Annotated in this window: 11 protein-coding genes; 4 read left to right on the forward strand and 7 right to left on the reverse strand. The window is 57.2% G+C overall.

Annotated features, from left to right (window positions below):
• Positions 1 to 32: 32 nt before the first annotated feature.
• Positions 33 to 1,769 carry an adenylate/guanylate cyclase domain-containing protein gene (locus ACR0J2_RS18485; protein WP_171676467.1) on the forward strand — a complete coding sequence of 579 codons (1,737 nt, stop codon included), beginning with the start codon at positions 33 to 35 and terminating at the stop codon, positions 1,767 to 1,769.
• A gap of 219 nt (positions 1,770 to 1,988) precedes the next feature.
• Here the strand turns inward: ACR0J2_RS18485 and ACR0J2_RS18490 are convergent, their stop codons facing one another.
• The 4 genes from ACR0J2_RS18490 to ACR0J2_RS18505 form a co-directional block, all read right to left on the reverse strand.
• Positions 1,989 to 2,405 (reverse strand): MBL fold metallo-hydrolase, encoded by a 417-nt coding sequence (locus ACR0J2_RS18490; protein WP_253762175.1) that lies wholly within the window; start codon positions 2,403 to 2,405, stop codon positions 1,989 to 1,991.
• 79 nt (positions 2,406 to 2,484) lie between these two features.
• On the reverse strand, positions 2,485 to 3,093 hold the full coding sequence (locus ACR0J2_RS18495; protein WP_171676466.1) for a hypothetical protein: 609 nt from the start codon (positions 3,091 to 3,093) through the stop codon (positions 2,485 to 2,487).
• Positions 3,062 to 3,991: a homocysteine S-methyltransferase family protein gene (locus ACR0J2_RS18500; RefSeq protein ID WP_171676464.1), complete on the reverse strand. Its 930-nt coding sequence runs from the start codon at positions 3,989 to 3,991 to the stop codon at positions 3,062 to 3,064. Before ACR0J2_RS18500 ends, ACR0J2_RS18495 begins: the two co-directional genes overlap by 32 nt.
• A 119-nt stretch (positions 3,992 to 4,110) precedes the next feature.
• A complete protein-coding gene (locus ACR0J2_RS18505; protein ID WP_171676462.1) occupies positions 4,111 to 7,740 on the reverse strand; it encodes an ATP-binding protein in 3,630 nt (1,209 codons plus the stop codon).
• Positions 7,741 to 7,916: 176 nt separating this feature from the next.
• Here ACR0J2_RS18505 and ACR0J2_RS18510 point away from each other — a divergent pair, with 176 nt between their 5' ends.
• Both ACR0J2_RS18510 and ACR0J2_RS18515 read left to right on the forward strand, forming a co-directional pair.
• Entirely contained in the window at positions 7,917 to 8,105 is a 189-nt protein-coding gene (locus ACR0J2_RS18510; RefSeq protein WP_170424930.1) for a hypothetical protein, read from the forward strand.
• 56 nt (positions 8,106 to 8,161) lie between these two features.
• Positions 8,162 to 9,565 carry an MATE family efflux transporter gene (locus ACR0J2_RS18515; protein ID WP_171676460.1) on the forward strand — a complete coding sequence of 468 codons (1,404 nt, stop codon included), beginning with the start codon at positions 8,162 to 8,164 and terminating at the stop codon, positions 9,563 to 9,565.
• A gap of 123 nt (positions 9,566 to 9,688) precedes the next feature.
• Here the strand turns inward: ACR0J2_RS18515 and ACR0J2_RS18520 are convergent, their stop codons facing one another.
• Positions 9,689 to 11,035, reverse strand: coding sequence for a DUF7986 domain-containing protein (locus ACR0J2_RS18520; protein WP_171676458.1), 1,347 nt, complete (start codon positions 11,033 to 11,035; stop codon positions 9,689 to 9,691).
• A gap of 115 nt (positions 11,036 to 11,150) precedes the next feature.
• Positions 11,151 to 11,387 (reverse strand): DUF6429 family protein, encoded by a 237-nt coding sequence (locus ACR0J2_RS18525; protein ID WP_171676560.1) that lies wholly within the window; start codon positions 11,385 to 11,387, stop codon positions 11,151 to 11,153.
• Positions 11,388 to 11,598: 211 nt separating this feature from the next.
• Here ACR0J2_RS18525 and ACR0J2_RS18530 point away from each other — a divergent pair, with 211 nt between their 5' ends.
• Positions 11,599 to 11,850: a WGR domain-containing protein gene (locus tag ACR0J2_RS18530; RefSeq protein WP_257601408.1), complete on the forward strand. Its 252-nt coding sequence runs from the start codon at positions 11,599 to 11,601 to the stop codon at positions 11,848 to 11,850.
• 137 nt (positions 11,851 to 11,987) lie between these two features.
• Here the strand turns inward: ACR0J2_RS18530 and ACR0J2_RS18535 are convergent, their stop codons facing one another.
• Positions 11,988 to 12,296 (reverse strand): hypothetical protein, encoded by a 309-nt coding sequence (locus tag ACR0J2_RS18535; RefSeq protein ID WP_171676816.1) that lies wholly within the window; start codon positions 12,294 to 12,296, stop codon positions 11,988 to 11,990.
• Positions 12,297 to 12,306: the final 10 nt, after the last annotated feature.

The following is a 12,306-nucleotide window of genomic DNA, read 5'->3' on the forward strand; positions in this document are numbered from 1 at the left end:
CATGAGCTTAACCCTGGGCTAATCTGAGGTTCATGGAAAACAGCAAACCGAAGCGGCGACTTGCCGCCATTTTGGCCGCTGACGTCGTTGGCTATTCGAACATGATGGGCGAAGACGAAGCAGGTACGCTTGCTCATCTGAAGGATTGCGAGAGAAAGCTGATCCAACCCACCGTCGGCGATTTTCTCGGAAGCATCGTCAAGAAGATGGGAGATGGATACCTCGTTGAATTTCCGAGCGTTGTTTCAGCCGTGCAATGCGCGATTGAATGGCAGGAGCAAATGGAAGGCCCGCTGGTGTTTCGCATAGGCATTAACTTGGGTGACGTAATTGTCGAAGATAATGACTTGTTTGGTGAAGGGATCAACGTCGCTGCCCGCCTGGAGGCACTTGCGGAACCGGGTGGAATTTGTCTTTCCGAGGATGCATGGCGTCAATCGAAAGGAAAAGTTGAGGCACAGTTTGAGGATCTTGGTTCCAAGCACCTAAAAAATATAGCTGAACCGGTGCGTGTGTATCGCTTGACAACCGGTGCACGCGCTTTCCCCGATGAACTGCAAAAAGCAGCACGACGCAACGATTCAAATTCGACCTGGAAGCCTCCCACCGTTCTCCTTTCACCGTTTCGACACCAGGGTGCCAGCATTGACGCAGAAAGCCTGGCCTCAGGGCTGACTGAAACCCTGGGCTCGGCGCTTGCCCATTTTGAGGAGTTCGAACTCATAGATCCCAGTAGCGCTAAGCAGGCCATCGCAAACTCCGGAGCTCTCGAAGCCGGTCGTCGGCTTGGAGCCGAATTCGCGCTAGAAGGCATGGTACAGGTTGCTGTTCAAAAGGCACGCATAAGTGTGCAGCTTGTGAAAGTCTCCAATGGTCAACGGGTTTGGTCCGACACACTCGACCGCAGCCTTGATGATGTCTTTGAGCTTCAGGATGGCATCACCGCGTTGGTCGCATCCACAATGAGCGATGCGGTCGGTGAGGAGCAGGCGAAGGCGATTGCCGAGAAACCGGATTCCGAGCTCTCGCCTCATGAGCAGGTTGTGCGCGGTCTTCAGCTCCTTCACCGGGTCAATCCCAAAGACAACGAAGTCGCCAGAGGCCACTTCGAGAACGTATTGCAATCAGATCCCAAGGGGCTTTGGCCCAAGCTCTGCCTTTGCTGGACATATGCCATAGAACTGGCCGGCGGCTGGCCGTCAACGCGAGCAGATGCACTCGAGTTCACCCTCAACGAAATGATCGATCTAATGCGCCGCTATCCGCGTTCTGCTCACATTCACCGGCTTATGAGCCGCCTGCGCTATTTCGAAAGCGATTACGCAAAAGGCGTGGCCCATGCCGAACGGGCCTACGAATTAAACCCATATCATAGCGACATGATGATCGCACTTGGCCTTGCGCGATTGTGGAATGGTGAGCCGGAACAGGCCTTGGTCCATCTTGAACGTGCATTTGCAACAAATCAGTATGCGCCTGATGTCTTCAAAAATTACTTATCGCTTGCCTATTTCCTACACGATCGCAGTGACGACGCACTCAAGATCCTGGCAAGCAGCGAGGGCGGGCAGACGATCACAAGACTTTACCGGATACTCAACTTGGTAGGATCCGATCAGGTTGAGGAAGCAAAGACAGAGGCACAGTCGTTGCTTGGCGAATACCCAGACTTTCGCCTCGACCGCACACAACTAATAAATTCGTTTCGGCGTGGTGAGGATCGCACGCGTGTCGTTGAAGCCTTGCGGACGGCAGGTCTGCCGGGATGAGCCATTGGGGCCAGGGCGGAAACCATCCTCAGACAAAGAAAGGAGATCAAACACCAGACAATCCAGAAATGCCGCTTGCTGCATCAAAACAACGCGGCATAGATTGAAACTACAGCGAGCTTGATCCTCCAAAACCAATCAAACGCTCGTGTTCCAAATCATTCGATGACGGACAGGGGAGAAGTGCTCTTCGAAATTGAGGCGGAACCCCTTCTGTGATCAGCGATAGAATTCTGGTGCTTTTTTCAGTTCAGGCCATTGCTCTGGACAATGTCCATAAATCACGAAGGCATCCCGCTGGGATGCCAGACGCATGAGTCGGTCCGCGCTTGCAATCGCGCCCTGCTCATCCCATGACCCCGCGAACTTCTCGTCGATCTCCGCGGGCCGGGAGATTGCATCGCTGGTCAGCAAGAATACACCCGATGGAAGATCAACCATTATGGCGATCTGACCCGGTGCGTGTCCGGGGGCTACCAGCACTGTAAGACCAGGTCCGATTCCAACATCGCCTTCAACCTCAAAATAATTCCGATTGGGCCATTCCAAGGGTTGGACATCGCCCCAATAAAGCGGTCGCGGTAAGGCCCGTTCTGTGGCTGATATTAGGATAACTGAGATACGTTTGCTCGGCATGCAACTGGCTTGGTTGTGCAGTTGGCGGATCGCATCCGATCGGAGTACGGTCCGCGACAAAGGCGACCCGTTGAATCGCCTAAAATCCCTTGTCGGAATCAACGATCTCGAATGTCATTTCTGACGGCTCAACTGCCCATTGTGCATTCTGGCGCAGCCAGGCGGTGCCCCCGATGTTAAAACCTGAGATGTGCAGAATTGTATTTCTGGTCGCACTTGGCTGACCAACGATCTCGACTCCGCGCGTGACTAGTGTCTCGCCGCTTGTGAAGCGGAAGACTTGCACAGTCGATATCCTGAGCCCCTTGTTGGCTTGCATGCCATCGGTGATATACCAACCGCTTGCTAACCATGTGCCGATCACCTTGTCGGCAAAGACCGGTTGACCGCTGGCGGAGAAGCCATTGCGGTCATCTACAATTGTGCCAGCGGGATATATGACTCCGTGATCAACAAAGCTGTGGAGTTGACCTGCACCATTCTTCAACTCTTTCGGAGCTGCAAACGCAGGCCCCGCCGGTTCCTCTACGACTTGAAAAACTGTGGGAGGATCGGCGTTCGCCTGTGTGAGGAACGCGGTGGCAAGTGCTGCCGCGATTGGCAATTTCCCTGATCTAAACACGATATTTCCTTTCCATTTTGAACGACTGGTCGCCCTAGGCAATGGCAGCAGTGATTTCTTGGACATGGCGGTGATCGGTGCCGCAGCATCCGCCGACCACGTTGAGATTGGGTAGGAGTTCCTTCAATTCGACATAGAGACCTGCCAATTCGCGTGCATCGCCCTCATCAAGCTCTTCTGCCTCATCCAATTCGGCATGACTCAAGCGCGACGCATTGGCCCGGACTGAATGGATACGCGACAGCCAATCGTCGTTGCCGCGCAGCTTGTCCGAGAAATGGTCGGGATGGGCGCAATTGACCATGTAATAAACGGGCGGTGTGTCGCAGGCGGCGTCGACGGATTCGATGGCTTCGCCCAGCGGTGTGCCGTCCGGCAGACGACCGTCGGTTTCTACCGTAAAGCCGATGACGCAGGGCAACCCAGCCTTGGCTGCGGCCCGTGCGATGCCTATGGCTTCGTTCGGGTTGGTCATGGTAATCGCCGACACCATATCGGCGTTTGACGTTGCGAATGCCCCGATCTGAACGGCGTGATAGGCCTCGGCCTCTTCCATAGTCATTGTTTCGCCGGGCACATAGCCATCACCGCGTGGCCCGATATTGCCGCTGACAACGACAGGGACAGAGGCGTTCGCGTTGGCGCGCAGGTCCGACAGTAGTGCGATGGCTTCGCGGTTGATCTCGACGATGTCCGACGCCGAATAGCCAAGGCGTGCGCCCCATTCCGGGCTTGCCCTCCAGGTCGGGCTTTCAAGAATGACGCCCATGTCGCGTTCCTCGCCGAGTGCGATGAAGGGTTTGAAATAATCGGCCAGGGCCTGGCGGCCCGCATCCGAACGAACGGTTTCGAAGGAAGCGAATTCCCGCAGCTCGGTTCCATTCTTGAAGATCAGCCAGGTCTCAAGACCGGCATCGGTCAGAAAGGTCTGACCATTGAGTTGCGGCAGGTTGTTGCGGAACATGTTTCTCTCCTGAATTGCTCGACGGGCGGTTGCCCGGCGTGATGCGAGAGAAATTGCAGAAGATGCGTGACCTGACCGGTAGGAATGGCGTGACAGAACCGTAAAAGCGGTCTTTCGAATTATTCGTCAAACAATTCTGGCCAGAAGCCGCTGAGATGTGCTGCAGTCAAATCCTTGCGCAACGCAGCGACCTCGGTCTGGTCCGGGTTGGCTTCAGCCCGAAGCAGAGTTGTTCGGATCGAGAGTTCAGCGAATCCAGTCAGTTCCGCCCCGGATCGTTCCCTGAGTTTGTGCGCGTAGCTTATTGCGACATCGGGCATATCGCGGGTAGCCTGTGCCGCGAAATGGTGAAAGAAAATCAGCGCGTGCGACATGCTCGCCTGCGCGAATAGCGCTTCCCCTCTTTCAAGCCAACTCATGCGTTCGTCGCGATCATCCAACGAACAGGCGTGGAGCGCGGCAAAGGCTGGCCACATATAAGGTGTTGGTCGTTCTCTGACATATCGACCGGATATCTCGCCCAGCGTCTCCTTATCACCTAGTAACAGCGCCCGCGTGCACTTGGCGCCGTCGATATCGCTTTGGAACCGGTTCTCGCCAATCCTGTCCAGGAGTGCCGAGATTGCTTTAAGTTGTTCTTCGAACCCATCGAAATTCCGGTCCAGAACAAGGTAATCCAAAAAATCTACCCGTGCGGCAAATTCGTTGCGGGCATTTCCCTCGGCAACGGCGCGTTCGATTGCAACCGTCGCAAGGGACATCGCCTCGTCGCCGGGATCGACAAAGAAACTTGTGTAAGACAGCATGTGGCGATGGGCATTGGCGACCATTCCTAGGTTGTTCTGTTCTGCGAAGGCAACGCATTCTCGAAAACGTTCGCGGGCCGAGATCAGCTCGAATGCCGCATAATGTGCATCGCCCAGCCCGCCGAGGGATCGCGCAATTTGGGTGTCGTGGCCACCCTGCCGGGCAAGCAGCAAACCCTCGCTATGTGCGGAGAAGGCTGCTTGAGCATCGCCTGCAATGAAAGCGCGATTTCCAAGCTCGGTCAGAAAATCGCAGCGCGACAGATCGGAAATGTCATGGGTCGTCGTCAGCCTTTCGGCTTTGGCGAACGCTGTGTTGGCCTCGTCGATTGCGCCTTGAAATCGCAGCATCCAGGCCTGACCCACCAGGGCGCGCAGCCGGGCGCTGGCACTTTCCGCCGTGTCCGTCGCCTCGCGGTAAAGGGCGATGGCTTCGTCGATCTGTCCCTGATCGCGCCGGATATCTGCCAGCGACCGTTGTAATTCGGCCTTGTTGTCGCCGGTGCAAGCGGAAGACAGGCCCGAAGTGACGAAACGTTCCGCGACTGTGAAACGGTTCTGCGCCACTGCCTCGATCGCTGCAGCAACCGAGGCGGTCGTGGCTTGTTCGGCGTCGCCACTTGCAACTGCGTGTTCAGCCCACTTGAATGCATCCCGTGACATGTAATGCATCGCGGCTGCCGTATGGGCGGCCCGGCGTTGTTGGTCGGGTGTAGCTTCGTAGATGGCTTGCTGGATCAGCGCGTGGTCAAACTCGATTTGCGACCCGCGCGTGTTCAGAAACCCGGACGTCAAGACTTCCGAGGCAAATGCGGGGCCAAATATCTGTGCAGCATCCGACCTTGGGAAACTGCGCCCAAGCACTGCAGCATTCTGGCAAAGGTGTCTGATTTGCTCGTCCAGGCGATCCAACTGAAGCTGGGCCAACGCAATCACCGAGTTTGGAATCGTATCGCCCAGTTCGTTGCTGGCCTCGGTTAGTCGGATAGTGAACAACGGGTTTCCAGCCGCGTGCTCAACGATCCGTGTCGCGTCCTCTTCGGCGTTTACAGATACGGTGCGCGCCAGGGCCATGGCCTCGCTTTTTCGAAGCGGCGACAACATCGTGACGTGGACAGGTGTTTCCATCGATTGTGCCTGAAGCACAGGGCGCAGCCTTTCTTCATTCGCGCGCTCAGTCGCCACCACAAACACCCGATATAAGTAGAGGCGACTGGATAGCAACGCCAGAAAGGCGATTTCCTCACTCGTGGCCCAATGGCAATCGTCAAGAACCATCGTCAGGCCCGTTTCGGGAACATAGTCAAGCATGGCGCATATGGCATCCACCGCCATGCCCGACAGAACGGAGGGGCCTATGCCGGAGAGGTTAGATCGGTGATTGTCGAACAGGGTAAACAGGAAAGGGTTCCGGTCCGCTTCCGCCACGTGCAGATCTTCGGGTGAGCGCAGGTTCAAGAGACCGGCCAGTCTTGTGGCAATCCGCGAACGCAGGGGATCCTTATTCCCGGTGGTGGGATTGAATTCCATTCGCAACACAAGACCGCCAACCTCCTTGGTGCGGCTTTCTAGTTCCTCGGTAAGCCGGGTTTTCCCCATGCCGGCGTTGCCCGCCAGGATCGACACCGATCCTCTGCCGTCCATCGCCTCGTCTTGTAAAATGCCAAGCTGCAACAGCTCGATCTTGCGTCCGACAAATGGCAGCCGGGGTCTAAGGGGGCCTCGCTCAACGCTGACCAGGCGCCAGAATTTTCTGCCGCGAAAATCTTCCTCGACGAATTCGGCCCAGCCTCGCGTCTGGTTGCGCAAGAACGATCCTGAAAGGACTTCGCCTGGTGCAGCCATGAACGACAACGCTTCGGCCCGGCGCAGGGGTTCGCCGTGAATATTGCCCCCATCCCTTGTCACCAATCCCAAAGCCATGCCCGCCGCAAGGTCCGGCAGCTCGGAAATCGCCTGCGATGCTGCCTCCAACGCGTGCAATGCATCGTCTTCGCGAGAGGTTTCAAGGCCGAACAGGAAGCAGAGGTCATTGGCAGTGGCGTGCAGTTTCTCACCACCGAAGCCTTTCACAATCGTCGTCAAAGATTCGACCGTATCTTTCCGGGCATCCAACCGCAGGCACAGGACCGTGACCAGGCGCATGGTCGGGAACGTATCCTCGACCTGGGTTTCTGGTGGTGTGGTATTATCGTCGCGGGGTATCTGCGCTCTTTCATTTCGAATGCGGTGGTATAGCTCCGTGGTTTCCTTCTCGGGCGCCACGTCGAGTTCGCCACGCAAGAGTGCCTGTAACGTCTGATATTGTTCCATTGCCCGAGACGACCGCCGACTATTGGAAAACGCCTCCATGAGTCGTCGGTGGGCGGCCTCGTTGAGCGGGTCCAGAGTGATCTGGCGCAGCGCCAGCCGGATTACGTTTTCGTGGTTGCCATCTTTCGCTTCGGCCTCGGCGCGCGTGGCAAGCGTGGTTATCAACCGTTCTGATTGGTGGCGTCGTTGGGCTTCCAACCATTCCTGCAATGTGGGGTCACCGACGTGTACGCCTTCCAGGAATTCGCCAAGCCGACAGAGTAGGGCCACCGGAAGATCGACCGACAAACTATCCAGGTCGTATTCCATTCGCGCATCATCCAGCCAGACGCTGGCCACATCCGATTGAAGAAGTGATGCCGCCGGTCCCATCACATCGCGCAGCCTGGACAGGGCTTGGCGCAAAGACGCGCGCGCTTGAGCTGGGCCGTGGTCGGGCCAGAGAAAGGCCGCCAGTTGCGGACGCGTCATCGTCCGGCCCCGTTCGGTGGCCAGCCGCGCCAGCAGCAACTGCCCCTTTCTTGAAGAAACCTTGGCCGCCTGTCCGTGTACTTTCAGCTCAAAGGCGCCGAGCAGGTTCAGCGCAGAAGTCGCTCCTTCGCCTAACCTGTCACCGTAGGTCTCTGTCATACCGTCCTCCACGTACCCAACTTTCACCGAGTATGTGCCCAAGGCAACGAAAGATTGGGAGGCCGACCAGTGAGAGGCGTCTTTTACGGCTTTGTCACGCGCTGAATTGCAGCCTGGTTACGGTGGATCGGGATTGGTGACCGAACAACGCAATCCAATATCGAAAGGATTCCAAAATGACCAAAGATCTCATCTTTGCCGTCGCCGCTATAGCGCGCTTGGCACCCAGGTGGATGCAGGCAAGCGTCTGGTCGCAATCGACGTCGCTGAAACCCATACAGCCGTCGTCTTCGCGCCCGCTGGGTTTCACCGCGTTCATAGGAGCCAGCGCCACGTTTGAGATCCTGAAAAGCGTCACGAACTAGGGCTGAGCGATCCCGCAATCCACGCTCCAGGACTGCCTGTCTCGGGCGTGCCCGCAATGACAACCGAAATCCACGAGGCCGCCATGACAGCTGCAGACATCACAACCGAAACCTTCCGTCCGCGCCGCCGCCGTTTAGCGCGCTATATTGATACCTGCGAGATGCGTAAGATCTCGCGTTTGGCCACACCTATCGCGTTGGTGGCGATGGTCAACATGGCCATGAGCATCACCGATACCTTCATGGTGGCCGCGCTTGGGTCACAGGCGATGGCAGCGGTGGCGATTGGCAGCGATTTCTATTCGATTCTATTCTATCTCGCGACCGGGCTGCTGGCGGGATTGTCCCCGGCCTATGCGGAAGCCTGGGCCAAAAGAGACTATGCACGGTTAGCCCGGCTGAGAACCGTTGGTTGGATGTTGTTGGCGGCCGCCGCCGTTCCAGTCATCCCTGCCATTTGGTTTGCGCCGAATTATCTTGGGGCGCTCGGGATCGACCAGGGTCTCTTGCTGGAAGGCACCGGCTATACACGGGCCATGGCCCTGACGCTGTTGCCCATGCTGGCGGTGACCTTCTACCGCAACCGCCTTACGGCATTGGAGAAACCTGGGTTGATCCTCAAAATCACCCTTGGGATCGTTCCGCTTAATGCGGGTCTGAACTGGGTCTTCATTTATGGTGCCGCCGGGTTCGACGGGATGGGTGCCACTGGCGCAGGCGTGGCCTCTTGCCTGTCCGCCATCTGCATTGCCATGGGGTTGGCCTGGCTGGCCTGGCGAGCGGAGGATCGCGGCCTAGCGTGTTGGATCGACTTCGCTGAGTTCAGGTCCGCGGTGCGGATCGGCTGGCCCATCGGCATCGCGACGCTCGCTGAAGTCGGCATCTTTTTGGGTGCCACATTGTTCATTGCCGCCATAGCCCCCCAGGACACTGCGGCGCATGCTATTGTCTTGCGGCTGGCGGGCTTCACATATGCCATCCCAGTAGGGCTTCTTCAGGCCGCGATGGTACGCATGGCGCGCCTTGGGGTCGATGCGCGGCGCGCGCACCGACGACGTGTCATCGCCAGCGCGACCGTGATCGCACTGGTCTCGGGTGGCGCATTGTTCCTGGCCCTTGCAGCTTTGGCGCTCCCCTTGTCGGAGGTGGTTATGGGCAATCAACCCGATGCTGCCGTGCTGACACGAACTTTGGTGATGCTGATTCTGATCCTGGCAGCAATTGAGATTGCGGAGCCCTTGGGCACGACCTCAGCGGGACTCCTGCGTGGCTGCGACGACACGTGTGTTCCCATGATCATCAGCCTGTTCGGAAACTGGGGTGTCTCATTGCCGCTTGGGCTGGTGCTTTGCCTTGGATTTGAAACAGGCGCAATCGGTGTCTGGGTCGGCATGGGAATCGGCAACATCACTGCATCGCTGTTTATGTTTGTGCGTGTCAGGCACTACTGGCAGCGTTGAAACTCCGGGAGTGGGTGCATTCGATATGCGCTCACGGCAACTACCAGAAATGACGAGATGTGCTGCCGCTCCATGAAAACCTGGCGAAGGTCTGGGAGAGATTTCACTTGATCGATCGCGGGTTCACTTTCGGTAATCTGACAATCCGAGCTCGTCCCACATCCAGCTGAAATCATAGTCTGCAACAGGAGAGCCGGTCTGGCGCGCGCTGCGGTTTTCGATTGTCTTCAGCCAGTCTATGACTTTCTTCCTGCCCGCCGTGGTGCGAGCGGCCTGGCGCGGGGTCTTGCCATCCAGGGCCGGGATCGGCTGATCAAGCGTGTCGCGGTAGTGATGGTCGAGATGTTCGTGGGCAATCTGATGGGCAAGGGCAGGGGGGATGTCCTCTTCTTCTGCCACTTCGCTCTCCAGGCTGTCATCCGCCATCATCTGTTCGGCGGTCTGGATTGATGTCAGCGGAGATTTCACCAGGTCGCCCAGGAGGTCCCGGACCAGGGCTTCGCCGCGTTCAGCGCGCGCTGCAGAGTTCACAGAAAGTGTGAGTGTCCGACCTTTCAGATCTAGGGACCCAAGCACGGAGGCCCCTGACATTGATTTGTCCAACACGAGGCCGGTGCCGTGCTTGGTGCCTGACGGGGTGTCGAGGTCAAGCCAGGTCCAATCCTTCTGGCCTGAGATCACGAGCTCTGCGGACTGTGTTAGCTTTTCAGATACCTGGCTTTGCGTCACTTTGCTGGCGAGGGGGAAGCGCATGTCGTGAAAGAGCAGGTTGTCGCCATCGCTGTTGCTGATTTGTGGTGGTTCCGGATCCAGTAGGTTCGGCAGATGTGCGAAGAGCCAGGCATTGGTGAAGAGGGGTGCGGAACGGTGTAGCTGATCCTGTGTCAGCCTCAGTTCAACGTCGGGGTTCAATTTCAACACGGAGCGGAGCCCGTCTTCAAAAAACGCGACGGTGTCGGGGTCGAAGGGGAGCAGCGCCCCCGAGATCACGTTATATTCCCCCTGTGCGACAACCCGAGCTGCGATGCGATCCCATCGCTGCAGCATCTGCGTCGCGCTGTGTTCCCGGACGGTAACCGGCTCTGCGTCCGAAAGCATGTTGCGCAAGACCATGGATCTGCCGGGGTCTACCTCGCTCACCTCATAAAGGCTGACCGACGCGTCCCGCAAACCCTCGATATAGGCGCGGGTCTGCGCACTCTCTTTGGAACCGCTCCCTTTCAGATAGGCATCTACAGCGTTTTCGGCGTCCGGTCCGAATGTCCTGCCCAGCAAGTCTTCCAGGCCACCGCCCCACAGAACCATTGGCCAATCCTCGCCCAGCAGGTCGCCCAGATCCTCGAAATCGAGATCAAAGGCTTCGAGACTTGGCAGAAAATGCTCGTCCAACACGTCCGCGAGCCGCTCGTGCCAAATCTCGTCACGGGTGATAAACCGAATGAGCCCACCAAGATCGTTCCCCGTTGTCATCTTCAGCTTCTCCCTGTTCGCCAGACAGAGGCGATCTAGCGCAGATTGCAACCGCCAGCCAGATCACAGGCTTGTGCAGATCTGCGTTGCATGGATGGTCTTGTCGTGGCGAATGCTATGTCTTTGGCTCCCGCTCAAAAAGCTCTGCGAAAAGTTCTTTGGATCGATGCAGGCCTTGATCGGTCAACACCACCGATTTTGCCTTTCCAACCGGATCCAGGATCAACCCCTTCCGGTGCAAGCGGTCAAGCGCGTCCCAGTCAAAGCCTTTCCATGCGCGGCGCTCGTCATGCAGCGTCAACCAGAGCAGCGCCAGGACTGCCTCATCCACTTTGTTTTCATCTACGTCCATAACCACAGCGGACGCGACAAGGGTCGGGCTCGTCAACCCTGATCCGGGGAATGGAGGGACTGCAAAGATCTTCAACTCGCATATGGTGCGACCAGAATGATAAGGCCGGGTGAAACCCGTGCCGCCTCACATCACGGGTATGAATCGCTCCCGGCGAATAGATATCGCATTGTCATTGGACAGCTGGGCTGTGCCAAGAAATACTGGGCGCATGGAGCTGACAGACACCACACCTGTCCACCTGATCCATGTAGACCCTGACGTCAACATGGCACGGTTCTACGGAATAGAGTTGCAGCCGACGCTGTTTGGTGAAGTTTCCGTTCTTCGCACCTGGGGACGTATTGGCACAAACGGGCAAGCCATGATGGTGACGTACGATGACGAAGCCCAGGCTGCTGACGCGCTCCATATACTTGAAAGACAAAAACGTCGCCGAGGCTATGTTCCGGTTGGAGCATAGGCGATTGATCCCATGGTTAGATGATGCGGCTTATTCAATGGAACGGTACGCAGCAAGGCATGTGTGAAAGCACCGCATCTGAGGTTCTTCCAACGTGGCAAGGCAACGCCAAAGGTGCCAAACCAACGCGATATTGTTCAAGGTTTGTTGCTATCGATCCAGCGGGACATCAGAGTGCGATCCCGAAAGCACTCGTCCGGAACAGGACTGCGCTTGATCCGGGCGATGCGTTCCGCAAATGCCACCTGCTTCGAGCTTGGCCTTGTATCGCGAACGCGAGGTGCTGATCTCTGCGTGTCGATCCATTGGCTCATCGCGCGCCGATCTTGCTGGATTTCCCAGGGCAAAACGACGTTTTGTTGCTCTGCCAACTTGCGTGCATAAGCAAGTTGCTTTGCCGTTGCTGGCAGTGCTGTCTGTGTCTCTGAAATGGCAGTTTCGGGCATCAGTTTTTCC

It is taken from the genome of Ruegeria sp. CG4 (assembly GCF_056537185.1).